Genomic DNA, 21,277 nt, shown 5'->3' on the forward strand with positions numbered 1-21,277 from the left:
ACTTAGTAAATTGCCATATGATCGCGATGAATCATTTCTAATGAACGGGCTTCACCAAGTACTTGGTAAACTTTGTCTGAAGAAAGACCTTTAATAATTTCAGCAGAACGAGAGCTAAAATTCACTCGCCCAACCGCAACACGTTTACCTTGTTTATCGACACATTCAACCACATCACCACGATCAAAATGTCCTTCAACAGTTTTTACCCCAACAGGCAATAAACTGCGATGTTTCAATTTAATCGCTTCAACTGCGCCATCATCAATTACAAGACGACCCGCTGTTTGTAAATGTGCAGCAAGCCATTGCTGATGCGCTGTCATACGGTCTTTATCAGTCGTAAACAACGTACCCAGCATCTCACCAGCCATCACTCGTGACAACACATTGTCGCTTTCACCACTAGCAATCAATGTCGGGCAACCTGACTTGGCAGCTAAACGTGCAGCACGAACTTTAGTGACCATGCCACCTCGTCCAAGCACACCGCCACCACCAGCCATTTCAAATAAAACATCATCCATGGCACGCACAGTTGATAACAATTTTGCATCAGGATTATGACGTGGGTCTGAATCAAACATACCTTGCTGATCTGTTAAAATAATTAATAAATCAGCATGTACTTGACCAGCAACCATAGCTGCTAATGTATCGTTATCACCAAAACGTATCTCATCGGTAGATACTGTATCGTTTTCATTAATGACCGGAATAACACGCCAATCAATCAAGTTCTGCAATGCATCACATGAATTTAAGTAACGACGGCGGTCTGCCAAATCATCATGTGTTAACAACACCTGAGCAGTTCGGATACTATGATTTTCAAGCACACTAGACCAAGTATGAATTAGGCCCATCTGCCCAATTGCGGCGCATGCTTGAAGACTGGGTAGATCGGTGGGTCGACTCGCAAGCTTCATACGAACCATACCTTCTGCCACAGCTCCTGAAGACACTAAAATAATTTCGTGTCCAGCATTGTGTAAATCTGCAATCTGTTTCGCCCAATGCGAAATAGCGTCCAGATCTAGACCCTGCCCATTTGCCGTGAGTAAAGATGATCCGATTTTAACAACGATTCGTTTACACTCACTGAGCTTACGTTGCCCATCGACCACTTCTATCATGTTTTCCTCGGTTTTTTAGTCACGAATGTAGATGCTTTCTACATCACCATCGTCTTCATCGTCATCGAAGTCATCGTCATCGTCCATCATGCTTTCAAGGCGTTGTGCCTTACGCATAGCACGATATGCTTCCTTCGCTGCAATGGTCTGTTCACGTGTTTCAGCTTCAAGCTGTTCACGGAATGCTCTTACTTCTGCTGCGTACTCAGGATCTTCAACTTCACGTTCACGTTGTTGTTCAATCTGATCCATGAGGTAATAAACAACTTCTTTGGTTCCTTCTTCGAGTAAACCCGAGGTCTTAAAGACAGGACCTGTCCATTGCAACTCATCTAGAATATGCTGACACCATTCTTCACGGCTTTCTTCAGCAATCTGATCAAGTTTATTGAGTACTAATACAATTGGTAACTTCGCCAAAGTAGGAGAAAACTTGGCAAGTTCATTCATAATTGCTTTAGCATTATGGGCCGGGTCTGAACCATCAATTGGTTGTACATCAATAATGTGCAAAAGAATACGTGTACGTGCTAAATGCTTAAGGAAACGAATACCTAAACCTGCACCTTCTGCTGCACCCTCAATAAGTCCCGGAATATCTGCCATCACAAACGAGCGGTGACGGTCAGCATCTACTACACCTAGGTTAGGAACCATAGTGGTAAATGGATAATCTGCTACTTTTGGTTTCGCGGCACTTACTGCACGAATAAATGTTGATTTACCAGCATTTGGCATACCTAATAAGCCAACATCTGCCAATACTTTCAACTCAAGGCGAATTTCACGGAACTCACCTTTTGTACCTGTCGTACATTTACGTGGAGCACGGTTGGTTGATGATTTAAAGTGAGTATTTCCTAAACCACCTTCACCACCGCTTGCAACCATGACTCTTTGGCCGTCTTCTACCAGATCGCCAATAATATCGCCTGAATCTGTATCAACAATTGTTGTACCAACGGGTACTTTTAAAACCACATCTTCACCACCACGTCCGGTACAGTTAGCACCTGCACCGTTTTTACCACGCTCAGCGCGGAATTTACGGGTGTAACGGTAATCGACTAGGGTACTTGTATCATCATCTGCTTGAATATAGATACTTCCACCACGTCCGCCATCACCACCATCTGGGCCACCAAATGGTACAAATTTTTCACGGCGAAAACTGGCTACGCCATTGCCACCGTCGCCAGCCTCTACGGTAATGACTGCTTCATCAACAAAGCGCATTTGCCAATCCTCTAAAAACTCTAAAACCGCCTATTCTGCCATATTTTCAGAAAATTCTCGAATAGAAAATCGAGAGAATTCTACTTTCCTGCTGCTTATTTTATTTCTTTTTATCAGGATATAAACCTACAGCAAGCCATGGTCTATTTTTATTGATTAATTACTTAAGGATGAACATTACGTAAAGGTAAATCCATCTTCATGTCCAAATTAGCTTTAGTGTGCTGAACAGAGTTATACATAATGGCATTAAAGCTTGAGATATTCCCCATTTCCATTGCATCGTTAACGTTCAAACTTGGGTTAAACTGATGTTTAATTGGCAAATTTATAGATTCATCAAACTCAAAATAAACCGGACCATTAAAAGCAATTTTAACCGGAATGGTATAACTACGTTTTAACTGAAATGGAATATCAAGTTTAATCGGGATATTTAATTTTAATGGAAACCTTGGTAATAACTTATTTTTGTAAATTAAATCAGTGGTTGTTTCTAAAGGCATCACCTGATCGACTTTTAATGTTGTCGCATAATCAACACTTACTGTAATTGGAGTCTCGACTTCAAACTCTAAATCAGCCAAGTATCTTCCTTTTAATGGAACTGAAATCTGACGGTCAATATCAATAGAGGTGTCTAATTTACCTATCGATTGGACCTGCAAATTATTACCAACATGTATTTTAGTTTCTAATGATTCTGGTAATCGAATATCTGACTCATGTGCTGAAACCACAACTGAAGCCTGTATGTTTAAATAAAACCAAAATAAGATTGCCGTGAGTATCATAATCAGAAAGAAACTGATTAATATACTTTTTAATGAGCCAAACATAAGCCATTCACCTATTTTGACTGGTTCTGAACAGGTGAAGAGTGATCTTCGCCAGATTTAACGCGATTCAGGCTCATGCTCGATAGTGGTATTTTTAACTCACCATGCTCGATTTTAACTGGCAAGGTATTTTTTACATCTACCGACGCATTTAAAGCTGTTTTCACAGGGACATTCAAACTTCCCTGAATGGGAATATTTGTTTTTAATTGAGCATTTAATGGAATATGAAGATTTTCTTTTAAGACCGTTTTTACCGGCGCATCAAACTTCAAATGAACTTTTTGATCAAGTGGAACTTGAATATCAATAGGTACATCCAACTGTAAAGGAATATTACCTTTTAATGGCAAAGTAATATCTTTACCAAGTACTCTCACCTGAACTTTCGTGTCAATTGGCAAACTTTGGTCAACTTTTAAAGTTTCTTTAACTGGAATAACTGTACTAATCGGCACCATATTATCGAAATAGACACGTGGTGTTAAAGTCTGTGTCAAAGGAATATTTAACTTCTCATTAATAGGAATATTAGCATTCACTCGCCCTTTTACATCGACATTTAAAGCATCTTTTACTTTAACCTGTACTTGTAATGGTTCTTGTAAATCGATCGCTACTGCTTGGTTTTTCAACGGAATATAAATATTAAAATGTTTAAACACCCAAATGGCGATAAGTACACCACATATATTCGCGATGATAATAAAAAAGAAGACGATCAATAATCTTTTAAACTGCTGCAATTCCAATCCCTTACTATTTCTTTTTGTTCCTTAAACCGTATTCTCATTGATTTCTAAAAAATAATCAGCATATATTTTGTACGGTTGTAAAAAAACCCAGTCTAAACTGGGTCTTTTTGTCACATTCTTTTATCTAACGTTAAAACAGATTAAGCGTTAGTTTCTGCAGGAATTTTTTTATAGCTTACGCCACACATTTGCTCAGCAATACGTAATACTTGGCAGCTATAACCTACTTCGTTATCGTACCAAACATATGCAGTTAAGCGGTTACCAGAAGTAATCGTTGCTTGAGCATCATATACACCAGCAGTACGAGAACCGATAAAGTCGCTTGATACCACTTCTGTAGAGTTGGTATAACCGATTTGGCCTTGAAGGTTAGAGTTGATTGAAATTTGACGAATGTATTCGTTCACTTCTTCACGATCAACTTCTTTATCAAGCGTTAAGTTTAAAATCGCAAGAGATACGTTTGGTGTTGGAACACGTACAGAGTTACCAGTTAACTTACCTTTTAACGCAGGCAATGCTTTAGCAACAGCTTTAGCAGCACCAGTTTCAGTAATAACCATGTTCAATGTAGCAGCACGACCACGACGATCAGCTTTGTGGTAGTTATCGATCAAGTTTTGGTCATTTGTAAATGAGTGAACTGTCTCAACGTGACCATTAAGAACTTTATATTTGTCATCCAATACTTTAAGAATTGGAGTGATCGCATTTGTTGTACAACTTGCAGCAGAGATGATTTTGTCTTCATCTAAAATGTCAGAGTTGTTTACACCAAATACAACGTTTTTCATTTCGCCTTTACTTGGTGCAGTTAATACAACACGTGCAACACCTGGGCATTTCAAGTGTTGACTTAGGCCTTCAGCATCACGCCATTTACCAGTGTTGTCGATTAAAAGCGCGTTTTCAATACCGTATTGAGTATAGTCTACTTCGCTTGGGCTAGACGCATAGATCACTTTGATGAAGTTACCGTTAGCGATAATTGCTTCGTTTTCTTCATCAACAGAAATTGTACCTGCAAAAGTACCGTGAATAGAGTCACGACGAAGTAAAGAAGCACGTTTAGCCAAGTCACCGTCAGAAGACTTACGAACAACAATCGCTTTAAGGCTTAAACCACGACCTAAACCTGATTGGCTAATGATTAAACGAGCCAAGATACGGCCAATACGACCAAAACCGTAAAGAACTACATCTTTAGGTTGTTCAGAAGTTGCGCTACCTTTAATTGACTCAACAGCTTGAGCAACAAAAGCGTCAACATCACCGCCTTTTTCTTTATATTCAACTGCAAGTTTACCGATATCAACTTCTGCAGAACCGATATTTTCAACTTTTGCTAAAGCTTCTAAAATTGGGAAAGTATTTACTACAGAAAGCTCAACATCTACAACACGTGTACGACGGTGAGTTTTCAAAATTTGGATAACAGAACGGTTAATTAAAGAGCGACCGTAAACAGATACGACAATATTTTTTTCACGGTATAATTGACCGATTAATGCAATCATACGTTCCGCGATTTCTTCACGGTTTTTCCAACGGCCTTGGTGTTCAGCGTGCAGGGCGATGATAGTGTCTTTGCTCACAGATACGTCCTCTAATTAATTATATCTAGGCGTGATTTTTAAAACCCCGTAATTGTAATGGAATTATTGGCAAGAATGAATCAAAAGCTGACGTTAGTGGCTAGATTTTCCTAAAATTCATCATAAATTCATAAAATACCTATAATTATTTTTTATTATCTTATTGTTTAAAGCCGCTAAATTTTTGCTTTTTCTTACTTTTTAGATTTTGATGCTCTAATCGTGAGCATCATTTTTTAATCTTTTTTGATATTTTTCGATATTTAATTGCAAATTTTTGGCTTTTTGCTGCTGTTGGTAAAGATGAAAAGCCCCTTCTAAAACCAATACGAAAACGGCACACCAAATTGGAAGATAAGTAAACCATTCTTCTTTACCAATGCTTTCCCCTAGCACTAAAGATGCTAAAGCAAGTAACACCGGTTCAAGATATCCAAGCAGACCAAACACAACCAAAGGTAAATAACGGCTTGCCAATATATAACATCCCAAGCCTATAGCACTAAGCACACCTAAACCCGCAATAACCAACCCGAGTGTCGGCTGATCGAGGAACTTACTATATGGCAATAACCCTGTATGTGTCAGATAGATTGCAACTGGCATAATAATCAGAAGGTCCCACCAAAAGCCCCCTAAATTATCCGTTTTAATTTTCTTACGTAACAAGAAATAAGTGGAATAACCTATAGCCACTAAAGCAGTTTCCCAAGCAATACTTCCTAGTCGAAAAATCTCATGCCCTACGCCAATAATTGCAAGGACAATAGCGACTCACTGAAATTTCGATATTTTCTCTCCATATAAGACACTACCCGCTAAAACCAAAACAAGCGGTAACAGGAAATATCCCAAAGAAACTTGCAAACCACGTCCATGCATAGGTCCCCATAAAAACAGCCATAACTGCACCGAAGTCAAAACGGATGTTGTAATGAGTAATAGAAGTAAAGAAGGTTTCGCTAAAATACGTTGATATATATTTTTAATATGGCTTAAATCACCACTCCACCACATAAATAAAGTTAAAAATGGCAAAGTCGCAATAATACGCCATCCGAAAGTCTGTTCACTATCAAGCTGGCCGAGTAATTGAGTATAAAAATAAAGAACACCAAAAGTTAATGATGCCATGACAGACAAAATCACGCCCTTTAACATCACTAACCTCTTTATACTTTAAGAAAAATAAAGCGATACAATACTTGATTTATCCACTATAAAAAAGAAAAAACCATGCGAAAACATGGTTTTTTCTTAAGCAGTATATATTTATTCTTTATGCTCGGTATGAATAATATCTCGAATATCAAATCCTAATGTTTTTGCATAATTTAGATATTCATCAACCACTTCTTTGTGTGGATGTGGCGTTCTAGATAAAACCCAAAGATATTTTCGGGAAGGTTCGCCTACCAAAACCGTTTGGTAATCTTCATCGAGCTTTAAAATCCAGTAGTCTCCACGAATTATCGGAATCCATCTTACAGCTTCTGGTAAAAAGCTTACCTTTAATTTCGTGTTATACGGCGGATTTACTACAAAAGCCTCACCGATAGATTGCTGTAATTGCTTTTGATTATCGTAGCAGCGGTTATCTACAACTATGTTTCCATTTTCATTTAAGGTATAGGTTGCAGATACATTGTAAGCACATTTTTTTTGGAAAAAAGCAGGTTTACGCGCGACTTCATACCACACACCTAAATAACGGTCTAATTCAACCTTATCGACTGTAGGTAGAGGCTTCTGCTGGGCATAGGCATATGTTCCGACAGCTAAGCCAGTCAGAACAATACCGCCCAATGCAATTTTTGCCAAGCGCCAACTGGCTTGCGGAACATTATTTCGAAATGCCATTGTTGCCCTCAACTCTTTGTTGTGAATACAAAATAACTTAAATATCTACAGTAGCTTGTTTTTTAAACAAATCATGTAGTGTTATGTATCCATTTATTGCAACATTTGCGCTTTTAAACGAACAATTTCATCACGAATACGCGCCGCTTGCTCGAATTGTAAATCCTTCGACGCCTTTAACATTTCTTTCTCTAGCTTAGTAATGTGCTTACTAAACAATTTAGGGTCAGAAAGAATATGTCGTTCATCTGCGCTAAGTGCTTGCGCCTGCTCTAGTACTTTCTCATCAATCTGATCATCAGAAAGTACTTCACCCGTATCAATTTCTTTCACAGCCTGACGAACTGCACTACGTGGTGTAATACCATGCTGCTCATTAAACTCGATTTGTTTTGCACGTCGGCGCTCTGTCTCATCAATTGCCTTTCGCATAGAATCAGTGATTGTATCAGCATATAAAATTGCTTTACCTTTCACATTTCGCGCAGCACGACCAATCGTCTGAATAAGCGAACGCTCAGAACGTAAGAAACCTTCTTTATCTGCATCTAAAATAGCAACTAAAGAAACTTCCGGCATATCTAGGCCTTCTCGCAGCAAGTTAATACCCACTAGTACATCAAATACGCCTGTACGTAATTCATGAATAATTTTGACACGTTCAACTGTATCAATATCCGAGTGCAGATAAGCAACCTTAACGCCATATTCTTTTAAATAAGAAGTTAAATCTTCCGCCATACGCTTGGTTAAAGTCGTTACCAATACACGCTCATTTAAGTTTTTACGAATGTTAATCTCAGACAAAACATCATCGACTTGGGTAAGTACAGGACGAACTTCAATTTCAGGATCAATCAAGCCTGTTGGTCGAACAACCTGCTCAACCACTTGTTCTGATTTTTCCAGTTCATATCTAGCTGGTGTGGCACTCACAAAAATAGTAGTCGGAACAATACGCTCCCACTCTTCAAATTTCATTGGACGGTTATCAAGCGCACTTGGTAAACGGAAACCGTAATTCACCAAGTTTTCTTTACGCGAACGGTCACCTTTATACATTGCGCCAATTTGAGGAACCGTTACATGCGACTCATCGATAATAAGTAAGGCATCTTCAGGTACATAGTCAAATAAAGTCGGTGGTGCTTCACCTGCCGGTCGTCCCGATAAATGACGTGAGTAGTTTTCGATACCATTGGTGTACCCTAACTGCTGCATCATTTCCAAATCATAACGCGTACGTTGCTCGATACGCTGCGCTTCGAGTAACTTGTCATGTTCACGGAAGAACTTAAGCTGGTCTTGCAATTCATCCTTAATGGTATCGATAGCACGTGTTAGGTTGTCTTTTGGCGTCACATAATGGCTTTTCGGGTAAATCGTGACACGTGGTACTTTGCGGACCATTTTACCGGTAAGCGGATCAAACCATCGAATTGAGTCTACTTCGTCATCAAAGAGTTCAATACGAATCGCATGTTGGTCTGATTCTGCCGGGAAAATATCAATAATTTCACCACGGATACGATACGTACCACGTAAGAATTCAAGCTCATTACGCGTATATTGCATTTCAACCAAACGGCGAATAATTTCGTCTCGACTTACTCGGTCACCTTGGACCACATGCAATAACATTTGCATATAAGCATTTGGGTCACCCAAACCATAAATGGCCGAAACAGAAGCAACAATAATTGCATCACGACGTTCTAACAAAGCACGCGTTGCCGATAATCGCATCTGATCAATATGGTCATTAATTGCCGCGTCTTTTTCAATAAATGTATCTGATGACGGAACATAAGCCTCGGGTTGATAGTAGTCGTAATAACTTACGAAATACTCAACTGCATTGTTTGGGAAGAAAGCTTTAAACTCACCATAGAGCTGGGCTGCCAAGGTCTTATTATGCGCCATCACAATCGTTGGGCGCTGAGTTTGGGCAATCACATTTGCCATGGTATAGGTCTTACCTGAACCGGTCACACCTAGCAGTAACTGATTACGAAAACCCTTTTCGATACCATTCACCAGCTTTTCAATTGCCTGTGGCTGATCACCCGCTGGCTGGTAATGAGTGACCAAATCGAAAGGTTGATTTTCGTTCACAGTTCTCTCTCTTTATAAAAAATTTGAATTTATCGTCTAGCAAATTAATGGGGATTTTTTCCCTAATTTAAAGTCTATAGTGAGATTAATCTATATCGAAAATATTAAGCATCTTGATACTTGACCAATGCTGTAAACGGTTGCAACATGGACTTATCCATTAGATAAAAAGCATAACCATGACCTATCAATATCATGATGAAAGTATTGTAACCGAACTCCCTGAAGATACCGTGTTTGTCTTCGGTAGTAATATGGCTGGACAACATGGTAGTGGAGCCGCACGTGTTGCCAGTCAGCATTTTGGGGCTGTAGAGGGTGTAGGACGTGGCTGGGCTGGTCAGAGCTTTGCAATTCCAACATTAAATGAACATATCCAACAAATGCCACTCTCCCAAATCGAGCATTATGTTGAAGACTTTAAAGTTTATGCAAAAAATCATCCTAAAATGAAATACTTTGTGACAGCTTTAGGATGTGGAATCGCAGGTTATAAGGTTTCCGAAATCGCTCCTCTTTTTAAAGGCATACATCACAATGTGATTTTTCCTGAATCGTTTAAACCGTATGTGGAAGAAGATGCTGTTTCACAGTTCCCAACACTCACTCAAAAAATGGTTCAAAGTTTCATTAATGATGAAGTTATTTTCTACTTTAATCACGGCAGTGAATCTTTTGAAGATGCTTTAGATAAAACGGATTTATCACGTGCTGAAAAAGCGATAGCGCTTATTGTGCTTAATGAGGAATTGTATCCTCGTGACCGCTATGGCAGAGGCCGTGACCACGAATTGAGAGATATTTTAGGTAAGCTCAATGGTAAGATTTTTAATATTCATGGTAACTCAGAAGGTGCAATGATTTTCGTAAGTGTAATTGTTGCGCTTATGGAACTTTATGATTTTGATGAGCAAGATTTTATAAAATTATGGCGCGGTGAGAAAAATATCGACCACCCTATTAACCGTTAATTTACTTTGATATTTTATGAGTGAAGCAGATAAATTCTGCTTTCTCATTATTTTATTTTACTTATATTTAATATTTTTATTTTAATTATTCTAATAGATTTAAATCGATTATTTTCCCAAATCTTAGTTTTTCTCATTATACTTTAAGACAAAATGAATACTTAAAAGAAACGCATGGAAACTTTAGATTCTTCAATTTTTGACCTCACCCCAATTCCAATGTGGATTGAAGACTTTAGTGAAGTTAAGCAGTTATTTGACTTATGGAGAAATCAAGGGGTTGAAAACTTATATGAATTTCTAAGTCAAAATGAAAATCTAGTGGCTGAATGTGCTCATAAAATTAAAATTATTAAGGTCAACCAAAAAGTATTAGACCTTTTTGAAGCAAAAAACCAAGAAGAGTTATGTGCCAACTTAAATCTTATTTTTAAAAAAGAAATGTTTGAAGCCCATATTCATGAACTCGAAGCGTTATGGAAGGGCAAAACTCATTTCTCGAGTACCACTATAAATTACACGCTCTCTGGTAAGCGTATTGATGTACAACTACGTGGAGCAATTTTACCGGGTTCTGAAAATACGTTTGACCGTATTTTAATTACCACCGAAGACATTACTCCTTATCAAAATGCGCTTCGTCAGGAAGAGAAAAATCGACGCCTAGCAGAATCAATGTTTATCTACTCTCCGACTTCGCTTTGGGTTGAAGATTTTAGCCGTATTAAAAATAGAATTGATCAGCTTAGGCTATTAGGAATTGAAGACTTTAGAACTTTTTTAGATGTACATCCTGAATTTGTTCGCCAATGCATAGAAGACATTTTAATTTTAGACGTCAATCAGTCGACTCTCGATTTATTTAAAGCACCAGATAAAACCACTCTGTTAAAAAATACCCATAAAATTTTTGCCGAAGAGATGGTGGAAACTTTTAGAGAACAGCTAATTGAACTCTGGCAAGGAAATATTCACCACAAGCGTGAAGCCGTTAACTATGCGTTAGATGGCCAAATTAGAAATGTCTTATTGCAATTTACCGTATTCCCCGGTTATGAAGAAACTTGGGGATTGGTACAGGTTGCGCTTACAGATATTACTGCACGAAAGAAAGCCGAAAATTATCTAGAATATTTAGGCCAGCATGATGTACTGACTAAACTTTATAACCGAGCTTTCTTTACAGAAGAGCTTAATCGTTTAAATCGCAGTATTATCCGCCCTGTTTCTTCAATTTTTTTAGACATGAACGGCTTAAAGGAAACCAATGATCAACTTGGCCATGATATTGGTGATGGTTTATTACGTCGAGTAGGTAATATTTTAAATCAGGCAATTATGAATACTGCTTATACAGCTTCTCGAATCGGTGGCGACGAATTTGTAATTTTAATGCCTGGTGCAGATGAAGCGAATGTTTTGATGATGCTGCAAACCATTCAGGAGCTTTTTAATATAGATAATCAATATTATTCAAGTCATCCTATTAGTATTGCGATTGGGCACGCCACAACAAAAGAAAATGAACAAGTTGAAGATATGCTAAAACGCGCAGATCATCATATGTATCAAAAGAAAAAAAGTTATTATCAAGAAATTCTTCTACCATAAAAAAACAGGCATATTGCCTGTTTTTTTATTTAAATTAGCGCTTACCCATAGAACGACGAGTACCACGTGGTGGCATCCAAGTTCTATCTGCATATTGTTCAGGTTTCGGACGTACTTGGTTGTGTACAGCATCGCCTGCTTGGTTACTTTCATTCGGCATTGGAAATGGCAATTTCACCAAAGCCTTTTTCTGTTTTGGCTGTTGCTCAGTCATGATTCATTCTCGATATTTCGATTGCGGCTTATTATAAAGGATTTTTCTTGTTTCTTTCGAAAAAAGCTTCAATTGAATAAAACCGCAACAAGCTCTTTCCTAAATTAAACTTTTTTACATCTAAAAATCCCCACATCCGCAAATTGCTTAATTTTTGCGATAAGATAGTGTGCTTTTTATTTTTAATCCCATAAGAGGAATATTGCCGTGGACGTACGTCTTTCTGATCGTGTCAATGCTATCAAACCGTCCCCTACACTTGCTGTAACTAACAAAGCTGCTGAGCTTAAAGCTGCTGGCAAGAACGTGATTGGTTTGGGTGCTGGCGAGCCAGATTTTGATACCCCTCAACACATCAAAGATGCTGCAATTGAAGCGATTAATAATGGTTTCACCAAATATACGGCTGTAGATGGTACTCCTGGGTTAAAAAAAGCAATTATTGCTAAATTAAAGCGTGATAATAATCTTGATTACCAACCTAACCAGATTTTGGTTTCTTGTGGCGGTAAGCAAAGCTTCTTTAACTTGGCACTAGCATTATTAAACAAGGGTGATGAAGTGATCATCCCTGCGCCATTCTGGGTAAGCTATCCAGATATGGTCATTATTGCTGAAGGTACGCCTGTTATCGTGAAATGTGGCGAAGAGCAACGTTTCAAAATTACACCTGAACAATTAGAAGCAGCAATTACTCCTAACACTCGTTTAGTGGTATTAAACAGCCCATCTAACCCAACAGGTATGATTTATAGCAAAGCTGAATTAGAAGCTTTAGCTGAAGTTTTACGTCGTCATCCACAAGTATTTGTTGCATCTGACGACATGTATGAACCAATTCGTTGGGAAGATGAGTTCTACAACATTGCAACTGTTGCACCTGATTTATATGACCGCACGATTGTTTTAAATGGTGTTTCTAAAGCATATGCAATGACAGGTTGGCGTATTGGCTATGCAGCCGGCCCAGCAAAAATCATTGGTGCAATGAAAAAAATCCAGTCTCAATCAACTTCTAACCCGACTTCAATTTCGCAAGTTGCTGCTGAAGCTGCGTTGAATGGCCCACAAGATGTTTTAAAACCAATGATTGAAGCATTTAAACGTCGTCATGACTTAGTGGTTAATGGCTTAAACGACATCAAAGGGATTTCTTGCTTACCTGCTGATGGTGCTTTCTACGCGTATGCAAACATTCGCCCTCTTATTCGTGCAAAAGGCTTAAAGTCTTGCACAGAATTCTCTGAGTGGTTACTTGAAGAAACTGGCGTAGCAGTCGTTCCTGGTGATGCATTTGGTTTAGGCGGTTTCATGCGTATTTCATATGCAACAGCTGACGAAGTACTTGTTGATGCGTTAGCACGTATCAAAAAAGCTGCTGAATCAATCGAAGGTGTTGATGCTGCGATTGCATCTATCGAAGCTGAAAAAGCTGCTAAATAATTTGAAAATATAAAAAAGGCCTCAAAATTGAGGCCTTTTTTATAATTAAAATTATTCTAAATTAAATAAAGCTGCCACCTCAGCCTCAGTCAGTTTTTTTGTATCATTCTGAAAATTATAAAAATCAGGTTTTGAATCAATAAAAATTTCCATATCTAATTTCAAGTCTTTTACTGGTTCATTTAAAGAAAACACATTGATATTGCAGTAACTTTGATCTTTTGTTCTCCAAAAAATTGTTGTTCCACAAGCGTTACAAAAGCCTCTTTCACCCCATTCAGAAGAGTTAAATACACTAAGATGCTTTTGCTGAATAAACTTTAAACTACCTTTAACTACATCAACTGTCATAATGACACCACTGGTTTGTCTACGACACATCGAGCAATGGCAAACATGTACATCATGATTTTTTAACTCAACTTCGAAAGTTGTTTCACCACACAAACACTGTCCGTTCATTATTATTTTCCACAAAAAGTTTATATTTTTAGGGTTATAAAATATTCTGCTCAACCAAATTTTACAAGTTTATAAACTATAAGTGACCTATCCTTCTATTCACTCCAACTTGACAATAGTTAATTTAACGCCTAATTTAACATCAAGTTCTATTTTAGAACTTTAATAACTGAAGGACTCAAAAAATGAAAAATCCTATGGAAATGACAGGCCTCGAATTTTTACAAGCCATGATTGAAGGTTATATTCCACCTGCCAGTATTAGCAAAACTATTCCGATGCAACCTACTGAGATTTCTGAAGGATCTGTGACCTTTAAAGCACAAGCAGATCACAATCATTTAAACCCTTTAGGTGGTGTACATGGTGGTTTTGCTGCAACTGTTTTAGATTCAGTGACTGGCTGTGCTGTACATACAATGCTACCTGCTGGTGTGGGTTATGGAACCATAGATCTTAATGTGAAAATGTGCCGCCCTCTTCCACAGAATCAGGTTTTAATTGCCACAGGTAAAGTGATCAATTTAAGTAAAAATTTAGGTATTTCCGAAGGAAAAATTACTGATGAAGAAGGCAAACTTTATGCTTATGCAACAGCAACCTGCATGATTATTCGACCATAAAAACCAAGGCAGCTTTAAACGGCTGCCTTTTTTATTAAGTAAGGAATATCTGGGCGGTCACAAGTTTTCGCAACCACATAAGGTGCCCAAATATTCTTAAGTTGAAGCTCTATCACTTCATGATGCTGAGTAGACCAAGCTAAAACTTTATTTTTACCTAGGAATAATTCTCCTTCGAGCTGGAAAATATAGAGAGGTTTAGATTGATCTAATACCTTGGAACACTTTAAAACTTTCAATGAAGTATGCACATCCCATTTTGAACTAAACCAGAGTTGTAGTAAGTCACCTAAGTACAAATCTTGTTTTTTAAATGGAAAAGCATCGATCCATGCATCTTCTACAGGTGTGTAATAAGATTCTGGTTGATTTAAAATATTGAGATAATTGCGTTGATAAAAATCAAAATTAGAAAAAATAGAAGCAACAGTAAGTGTTTTCATACTTATCTCCGATTTAGCCATTTTAGTGCTGGCAAGTTGGTTTAAATCCACACTGTTTGGATTACTCCAAACGCTTGTTCTTTTCTGAATCTAGCAATTGAATTTTCAAAGCGCAAGTAATTTATGATCTTACCTTTCAACTGGTCAAATAAAAAGCATACAACACAAAAATGAATGAAACATGACGATTTTTACTTGACCCTTGTCAAAATCTCCTTATAATCGCATGCAGATTCTCCCATAGCTCAGTCGGTAGAGCGACGGACTGTTAATCCGCAGGTCCCTGGTTCGAGCCCAGGTGGGAGAGCCAAATACTAAAAAGCCCGCAGCATTAAAGCGGGCTTTTTTATTGCTCTCTATTACAGTATACCTATAAAAAAAATCCTCTACTGCCTGTAGAGGATTTGCTTTTCATAATTCAAATATTTACCAGAACGAATCATCAGTTCTAGACTTAGGTGACCTTCTAGGCTTAGATCTTTTTAAAATTACATTATTCCACTTCTACAACTTTTAAAGGGTTAAAAGTCTGAGTCGTTGGCATCATTTCTATACGGTTAATATTAATATGCGGTGGTTGTGATGCGATCCATGCTACTGTATTTGCAATATCTTCCGGCAAAATTGGATTTTTCTTATCGTATAGACTGTTAGCTTTCTCCTGATCTCCCTTAAAACGTACAAGAGAAAATTCGGTACCACCACACAACCCTGGCTCAATATTCGTTACTCGCACGCCAGTACCAGCCAAATCTGCACGTAGATTTAAACTAAACTGCTCTACAAAAGCTTTTGTTGCCCCATACACATTACCACCTGGATATGGGTATGTACCTGCAATTGAACCCATATTAATGATTAAGCCTGATTTCTTCTTTACCATACTTGGTAAAATTAATCGGGTAACCGTAACAAGACCTTTAACATTGGTATCAATCATGGTGTACCAATCATCTAAATCCGCTTTATCTGCTGGCTCTAGACCCAATGCCAAGCCTGCATTATTCACTAGTAAGTCAATTTGATCGATTTGAAATTCATTTGGTAATTCTTTAAATAAATTATTTATATTTTCTGCCGTATCAGTCATATCAAATACGAGTGGGTAGAAATTTTCGCCAAGTTGTTTTTGTAGTTCTTCTAATTTTTCTGCGCGTCTTCCACATCCAATAACTTTATAGCCTGACTCAATCAGTTTTTTTGAAATACTATAACCAAAACCTGCTGATGCGCCTGTAACTAATGCTAACATTCTTATATCCTTAGAAATAATCAACTGTTTCAGTTGAACTCATGATGAACATATCAGCCTTTATATTTACACAATATTTATTATTAGCCTAAAAAAATAAAAGTTTTTTTAAAAATTTTAAGAGAAATTTAAATCTGTAAAAAATATATTTATTAAATAATGATATGCATTAAAAAACTAAAAAATGGTCCTTACTTAACCTTAAATATCGACTCAAACTATTTAGAAGTTAGAGCTACTTAATAAAAAAGTTTACCGTGAAAGGTAAACTTTTTAACTTGAGGTATCCAAGCTTATGCAGGGATACCACTATGAAAACGGAAAGTATCATCTGGAGTCAAAATCAGATTCTTTTCAACTTCACGGATATGTTCAATACGCTGTTGAATATCTTCTTCAGGATCTTTCATTTTGGCAGTTTTTGCGACGTCAAGCGCTAGTGCTAAATAGTCTTCAAAATGACGAGATTCTGACTTAAGCAAGTAACGGTAATAGCGCCCTAACTCATCATCAACACGCGGAGCAAGCGCATAAAAGCGTTCACATGAACGTGCTTCTACAAAAGCCCCAATCACAAGTACATCAATTAGAGCTTCTGGTTCATATGTGCGGATTTCTTTTCGTAAGCCACCTGCATAGCGTCCAGCACTTAAACCTTTCCACTCTTGCCCACGTTTTGTCATAAATTCTAGAACTTGTTCATAGTGAAGCATTTCTTCACGTACAAGCTGGGCAAGCTTAACTTGTAGGTCCGTAAAAAAACTATAGCGGAACATCAAGTTCATGGCTGTACCCGCTGCCTTTTTCTCACAGTTAGCATGATCTTGCATCAAGATGTCTAAATTATTAACAGCCTCATCCAACCATTCTTTTGGGGTTTGACATCCTAAAAATGCTAATACAGGCTGCATTAATTCATCGTAATTGATACTCGACATTACTACTTATCCTGCTGCCTGAATCGCTGTTTTCATGTCTTTCACCGCCTGTACTAGTCCAACAAAAACACTTTCCGCAATAATTGAGTGACCAATATTTAACTCATGAATTTGTGGAATTGCCGCAATTGGAGCAATATTTTTCAGATTCAAACCGTGACCAGCATTTACAACCAAACCTTTTGAAGCTGCGTATTCCACACCTTTTACGATGCGAGCAAGTTCTTCTTGTTGTTCTTGCTCTGTTGTTGCATCTGCATAAGCCCCAGTATGTAATTCAATAGTAGGCGCTCCACAAGCAATTGCTGCATCAATTTGAGCAAAATCAGCATCAATAAAGAGTGAAACATCACAACCAATGGCAGCTAAAGCTTGAGTTGCAGCTTTAACTTTTTCAAAGTTACCCACTACATCTAAACCGCCTTCTGTTGTAACTTCTTGGCGTCGTTCTGGTACAAAACACACATGTTGCGGTTGAATTTCTTTCGCAAACTCAACCATTTCATCAGTTACGGCCATTTCAAGATTCATACGTGTTTTCAATAATGGACGCATACGGCGCACGTCATCATCTTGAATATGTCTGCGATCTTCACGCAAATGCAAAGTAATCCCCTCTGCACCCGCTTGTTCACAAATAAGAGCAGCTTCTACAGGGTCTGGGTAAGCAGTACCGCGCGCCTGTCTTAAAGTAGCAACATGGTCTATGTTTACACCAAGCAATGCAGCCATAAAAAAATCCTAATTACGATTGAGTTTGAGTATTTTGAATCCACAATTGTCGACTTTTTAGGGGACGGTCACCTAAAAGCGATGTAATCATTTGACGGTATAGTTTACCTAATAATTGCAATTGTTCGTGAGAAAAATTCTGTCCCTGCTCATAATCCAGCATGGATAAAATTGCTTTTCCTGACAACGATGAGCGACTTGCCTGAACAACGGGGGCAAATCCTTCAGTCACTTGAAACTGATAAAACTGTTGAGGCAAAATTTCTTTTTGTGAGCTATCAATTGAAAAATCCATCGCATAGCCTAGCTCTGCAAGCAAGATATGCTCAAATTGCCTCAAGATCTGTCTAAGAAATAAATCCGGATTTTCATGAGAAGATAGCTGCTGGAGTTGAAGCAGCGTTAACTGGTATTGTTCAAAAGTTTGTGGCATTGCCTCTTCTAGTGGGCAAAGTCTAAGAACAATTTCGTTTAAATAGAACCCTGCAAAAAAAGCATCGCCAAAAAAGAAAACCGGCTGATTTAGTATTTCCAGCTTTGTAAAATTTTTGAGCTCACTTTTGCCTGTGGCTTGCAAACGGATTGGCTGATATTGAGGAGGCGGAGTCTGTCTTAAAATACCATCAACCCGCCCATATTCTTGAGTGAAGAGATGCACAATATGGCTTTTTTCACGGTATTTACGATGGTGAATCATATATCCATGTAGGACTTCATTGCGCATCATAAAAAGAAACTATTCCTCAGATTCTTTTTCTTTTTTATCGTCATCATCACCATCAGGAATTACAGCCCCTACAACAGCAGCTGTACCCTTCACTACACCTTTAGTCGTTTTATAAGCAATACCTACTGGTACGGTTACAAGCTTATATACACAACCTTGCAACATCAATGTACATCCAACGATAATCAATATTGATGTAATTGCTTTCATACCAGTATTCCCTACTTTTTAGATATCACTATATCCTAAACTTTTTAAAGCACGTTCATCATCAGACCAACCGCCTTTGACCTTAACCCATAAGGTAAGCATGATCTTTTGTTCGAACATTTTTTCCATGTCTTTACGTGCATCCATGCCAATTGTTTTAAGCTTGGCACCTTTTTCACCAATTACAATCGCTTTTTGACCAGGACGATCCACAAAAATAGTTGCATCAATATAGGTACATGCTGGTTTTAAACGACCGGTTTTTTCATTAACAGTTGCCTCTTCCGTTTTGAAAGATTCAATTTGTACTGTTAAATCATAAGGTAGCTCTTCGCCCAACTGACGCATGATTTTTTCACGGATGATTTCACTTGCCAAGAAGCGCTCTGAACGGTCCGTAATTTGATCGAATGAATATAAAGGTGGCTGATAAGGAAGATATTTTTCAATCGTTTCACTTAAGTGCTCTAAGTTTGCTCCACGGAGTGCAGAAACAGGAACAATCTCAGCAAAATTCATAAGTTTGGCACGTTCTTGAATTAAAGGGAGAATCTCTCTCTTATCTCCAAAAGTATCAGCTTTATTAATTACCAAAATAACTGGCATATCAGCATTCTTGAGTTTCTCAAGCACTAAATCGTCATTTTGAGTCCACTTCTGGGCATCAATAACAAATAAGACTAAATTCACGTCACGTAACGCAGAATGCGCAGCACGGTTCATCATTTTATTGATTGCACGTACTTCTTTCTTATGCATACCTGGAGTATCGACATAAACCGCTTGCATTTTTTCACGCGAATCAATACCGATAATTTTATGGCGTGTCGTTTGAGGTTTACGTGAAGTAATAGAGAGTTTTTGGCCCAATAAATGGTTCATGAGGGTAGATTTACCCACATTTGGACGTCCTACAATCGCCACAAATCCGCTCTTAAAATCCGAAGGAATTGTAACGCCTTTGGAACTAAAAAATTGATCAATCAGATTGTTTGGATCTTGGTTTTCGTTTGAATCTGGATTGATTTGATCAGAATGCATCGACATGCAGGTTATTGCTCCAATAACTTTAAAATTTCCGCCGCTGCTGCCTGCTCGGCAAAACGACGACTTGACCCCTCACCATGAATTTTTGATAAACCATCTACCAAACATTCGACTTTAAAGTGCTGATGAGGCGCATCACCCTGAATATCTACAACCTCGTAAACAGGGAGAGGTTTTTTACGTGCTTGTAGATACTCTTGTAAACGTGATTTTGGATCCTTGAGTTGATCTGTTGGCTCAATATGATCTAAATAAGGCGTATACCATTTTAACACAATATCTTTGAGTAGGTTCAGATCACTACTATCAAGATAAATTGCACCAATAATGGCCTCCACTGTGTCAGCCAATATTGACTCACGATGATGACCACCAGATTTCAACTCGCCTGTGCTTAATATTAAACACCGACTAAGTTGCAAATCGGTTGCAATTTTACCTAATGCTTCCTGACGTACTAAAGTCGCGCGCATACGCGTTAGTCGCCCCTCATTTTCATGAGGGTACGCATGGTATAAATAATTGGCGATAATCATCCCCAACAGTGAATCGCCCAAAAATTCCAGACGTTCGTAGTTATACTTATGACTCACCGAACGATGAGTCAAAGCCAACTGTAGCAATTCAGGCTGCTTAAATTGATAACCGATTCGACTGAGTAAGCGAGGATCACTTAGCTTGAACTGATGTTTTGTCAAAACTCTTCTCAAATGTTAAAACTAAATCAATATTCAGTAAGAAAGGCTTTCTTACCTCATATTTCTTTTTGACTGTTAGACTTGGCTGGTTAAACACTTCAGCAATCTCTTTAAAATGCAGATCACGAATGTTGTTCATTTCCAGCCGTTGGTCCATCTGTGTCATAAACTTTTGGGGTGTGATATCAGCCGAGCTTTGTTGCATAAGCTCTGTAATCTGATTATTAATCACACGATCATCCCAATATGCTGGCCAAACTGCAAGTACGGCTTTCACCGCAATTGCAAATATGACCACCCCAAATAAAATTGCTAAATACGAAGTACCCTGTTGTGCCTTACGCATTTTTGTTTTCCTAATGGTTGT

General features: G+C 38.1%; 23 protein-coding genes, 1 tRNA gene and 1 pseudogene. 5 read left to right on the forward strand and 20 right to left on the reverse strand.

Going from position 1 to position 21,277, the window contains the following annotated elements; genetic code table 11:
* Window positions 1-2: 2 nt before the first annotated feature.
* The 8 genes and pseudogenes from proB to uvrB all read right to left on the reverse strand — a co-directional run bounded on the left by proB (window position 3) and on the right by uvrB (window position 9,539).
* Window positions 3-1,136 carry a glutamate 5-kinase gene (proB, locus tag KNQ97_RS04535; RefSeq protein WP_000573844.1) on the reverse strand — a complete coding sequence of 378 codons (1,134 nt, stop codon included), beginning with the start codon at window positions 1,134-1,136 and terminating at the stop codon, window positions 3-5.
* 15 nt (window positions 1,137-1,151) lie between these two features.
* A complete protein-coding gene (gene cgtA, locus KNQ97_RS04540) occupies window positions 1,152-2,372 on the reverse strand; it encodes an Obg family GTPase CgtA (protein ID WP_005128131.1) in 1,221 nt (406 codons plus the stop codon).
* A gap of 164 nt (window positions 2,373-2,536) precedes the next feature.
* Window positions 2,537-3,211 carry a hypothetical protein gene (locus tag KNQ97_RS04545; RefSeq protein WP_000468065.1) on the reverse strand — a complete coding sequence of 225 codons (675 nt, stop codon included), beginning with the start codon at window positions 3,209-3,211 and terminating at the stop codon, window positions 2,537-2,539.
* 11 nt (window positions 3,212-3,222) lie between these two features.
* Window positions 3,223-3,957 (reverse strand): hypothetical protein, encoded by a 735-nt coding sequence (locus KNQ97_RS04550; protein ID WP_031945601.1) that lies wholly within the window; start codon window positions 3,955-3,957, stop codon window positions 3,223-3,225.
* 149 nt (window positions 3,958-4,106) lie between these two features.
* Window positions 4,107-5,564, reverse strand: coding sequence for a glyceraldehyde-3-phosphate dehydrogenase (locus KNQ97_RS04555; protein WP_000031228.1), 1,458 nt, complete (start codon window positions 5,562-5,564; stop codon window positions 4,107-4,109).
* Between the two features lie 216 nt (window positions 5,565-5,780).
* Window positions 5,781-6,728: pseudogene (gene rarD / locus KNQ97_RS04560) on the reverse strand (EamA family transporter RarD).
* Between the two features lie 108 nt (window positions 6,729-6,836).
* Window positions 6,837-7,424: a lipocalin family protein gene (locus KNQ97_RS04565; RefSeq protein WP_000885644.1), complete on the reverse strand. Its 588-nt coding sequence runs from the start codon at window positions 7,422-7,424 to the stop codon at window positions 6,837-6,839.
* Window positions 7,425-7,517: 93 nt separating this feature from the next.
* The gene (uvrB, locus tag KNQ97_RS04570) at window positions 7,518-9,539 is read right to left on the reverse strand and encodes an excinuclease ABC subunit UvrB (RefSeq protein WP_001004983.1); all 2,022 of its coding nucleotides are present in this window, start codon (window positions 9,537-9,539) and stop codon (window positions 7,518-7,520) included.
* A gap of 179 nt (window positions 9,540-9,718) precedes the next feature.
* Here uvrB and KNQ97_RS04575 point away from each other — a divergent pair, with 179 nt between their 5' ends.
* Together KNQ97_RS04575 and KNQ97_RS04580 are read left to right on the forward strand one after the other, a co-directional pair.
* On the forward strand, window positions 9,719-10,510 hold the full coding sequence (locus tag KNQ97_RS04575) for a hypothetical protein (RefSeq protein WP_000222202.1): 792 nt from the start codon (window positions 9,719-9,721) through the stop codon (window positions 10,508-10,510).
* A 174-nt stretch (window positions 10,511-10,684) separates the two neighbouring features.
* On the forward strand, window positions 10,685-12,121 hold the full coding sequence (locus KNQ97_RS04580) for a diguanylate cyclase (RefSeq protein ID WP_253611928.1): 1,437 nt from the start codon (window positions 10,685-10,687) through the stop codon (window positions 12,119-12,121).
* 34 nt (window positions 12,122-12,155) lie between these two features.
* Here the strand turns inward: KNQ97_RS04580 and KNQ97_RS04585 are convergent, their stop codons facing one another.
* Complete coding sequence (locus KNQ97_RS04585; RefSeq protein WP_000139632.1) at window positions 12,156-12,335, reverse strand: hypothetical protein; 180 nt, start codon at window positions 12,333-12,335, stop codon at window positions 12,156-12,158.
* Window positions 12,336-12,542: 207 nt separating this feature from the next.
* Between KNQ97_RS04585 and KNQ97_RS04590 the strand changes: the two genes are divergently transcribed.
* The gene (locus KNQ97_RS04590; RefSeq protein ID WP_000383200.1) at window positions 12,543-13,778 is read left to right on the forward strand and encodes a pyridoxal phosphate-dependent aminotransferase; all 1,236 of its coding nucleotides are present in this window, start codon (window positions 12,543-12,545) and stop codon (window positions 13,776-13,778) included.
* A 51-nt stretch (window positions 13,779-13,829) separates the two neighbouring features.
* On the opposite strand, the gene KNQ97_RS04595 is transcribed toward KNQ97_RS04590, so the two are convergent.
* The gene (locus KNQ97_RS04595) at window positions 13,830-14,240 is read right to left on the reverse strand and encodes a GFA family protein (RefSeq protein ID WP_001014258.1); all 411 of its coding nucleotides are present in this window, start codon (window positions 14,238-14,240) and stop codon (window positions 13,830-13,832) included.
* Between the two features lie 185 nt (window positions 14,241-14,425).
* Between KNQ97_RS04595 and KNQ97_RS04600 the strand changes: the two genes are divergently transcribed.
* Window positions 14,426-14,863: a PaaI family thioesterase gene (locus tag KNQ97_RS04600; protein ID WP_000795399.1), complete on the forward strand. Its 438-nt coding sequence runs from the start codon at window positions 14,426-14,428 to the stop codon at window positions 14,861-14,863.
* A gap of 14 nt (window positions 14,864-14,877) precedes the next feature.
* On the opposite strand, the gene KNQ97_RS04605 is transcribed toward KNQ97_RS04600, so the two are convergent.
* Window positions 14,878-15,306: a hypothetical protein gene (locus KNQ97_RS04605; protein ID WP_000855167.1), complete on the reverse strand. Its 429-nt coding sequence runs from the start codon at window positions 15,304-15,306 to the stop codon at window positions 14,878-14,880.
* A 41-nt stretch (window positions 15,307-15,347) separates the two neighbouring features.
* Complete coding sequence (locus tag KNQ97_RS04610; protein ID WP_086240206.1) at window positions 15,348-15,482, reverse strand: hypothetical protein; 135 nt, start codon at window positions 15,480-15,482, stop codon at window positions 15,348-15,350.
* 58 nt (window positions 15,483-15,540) lie between these two features.
* Between KNQ97_RS04610 and KNQ97_RS04615 the strand changes: the two genes are divergently transcribed.
* Window positions 15,541-15,616: transfer RNA gene (locus KNQ97_RS04615), tRNA-Asn, on the forward strand.
* A gap of 183 nt (window positions 15,617-15,799) precedes the next feature.
* On the opposite strand, the gene KNQ97_RS04620 is transcribed toward KNQ97_RS04615, so the two are convergent.
* The 8 genes from KNQ97_RS04620 to KNQ97_RS04655 all read right to left on the reverse strand — a co-directional run bounded on the left by KNQ97_RS04620 (window position 15,800) and on the right by KNQ97_RS04655 (window position 21,256).
* Window positions 15,800-16,558: an SDR family oxidoreductase gene (locus tag KNQ97_RS04620; RefSeq protein WP_000880604.1), complete on the reverse strand. Its 759-nt coding sequence runs from the start codon at window positions 16,556-16,558 to the stop codon at window positions 15,800-15,802.
* A 293-nt stretch (window positions 16,559-16,851) separates the two neighbouring features.
* A complete protein-coding gene (locus tag KNQ97_RS04625) occupies window positions 16,852-17,496 on the reverse strand; it encodes a tRNA-(ms[2]io[6]A)-hydroxylase (protein ID WP_000095056.1) in 645 nt (214 codons plus the stop codon).
* A gap of 6 nt (window positions 17,497-17,502) precedes the next feature.
* Window positions 17,503-18,228: a pyridoxine 5'-phosphate synthase gene (gene pdxJ / locus KNQ97_RS04630; RefSeq protein WP_000729414.1), complete on the reverse strand. Its 726-nt coding sequence runs from the start codon at window positions 18,226-18,228 to the stop codon at window positions 17,503-17,505.
* Window positions 18,229-18,241: 13 nt separating this feature from the next.
* On the reverse strand, window positions 18,242-18,955 hold the full coding sequence (gene recO / locus KNQ97_RS04635; RefSeq protein ID WP_253611929.1) for a DNA repair protein RecO: 714 nt from the start codon (window positions 18,953-18,955) through the stop codon (window positions 18,242-18,244).
* Window positions 18,956-18,964: 9 nt separating this feature from the next.
* Window positions 18,965-19,165 (reverse strand): NF038104 family lipoprotein, encoded by a 201-nt coding sequence (locus KNQ97_RS04640; protein WP_000644486.1) that lies wholly within the window; start codon window positions 19,163-19,165, stop codon window positions 18,965-18,967.
* Window positions 19,166-19,183: 18 nt separating this feature from the next.
* On the reverse strand, window positions 19,184-20,206 hold the full coding sequence (gene era, locus KNQ97_RS04645; protein ID WP_085941302.1) for a GTPase Era: 1,023 nt from the start codon (window positions 20,204-20,206) through the stop codon (window positions 19,184-19,186).
* Between the two features lie 11 nt (window positions 20,207-20,217).
* The gene (gene rnc / locus KNQ97_RS04650; RefSeq protein WP_000160699.1) at window positions 20,218-20,910 is read right to left on the reverse strand and encodes a ribonuclease III; all 693 of its coding nucleotides are present in this window, start codon (window positions 20,908-20,910) and stop codon (window positions 20,218-20,220) included.
* Window positions 20,882-21,256, reverse strand: a complete 375-nt coding sequence (locus KNQ97_RS04655) for a DUF4845 domain-containing protein (RefSeq protein WP_001224039.1) — start codon at window positions 21,254-21,256, stop codon at window positions 20,882-20,884. Before KNQ97_RS04655 ends, rnc begins: the two co-directional genes overlap by 29 nt.
* Window positions 21,257-21,277 lie beyond the last annotated feature (21 nt).

It is taken from the genome of Acinetobacter sp. UC24323, assembly GCF_024151445.1.
Taxonomy (GTDB): Bacteria; Pseudomonadota; Gammaproteobacteria; order Pseudomonadales; family Moraxellaceae; genus Acinetobacter; species Acinetobacter baumannii.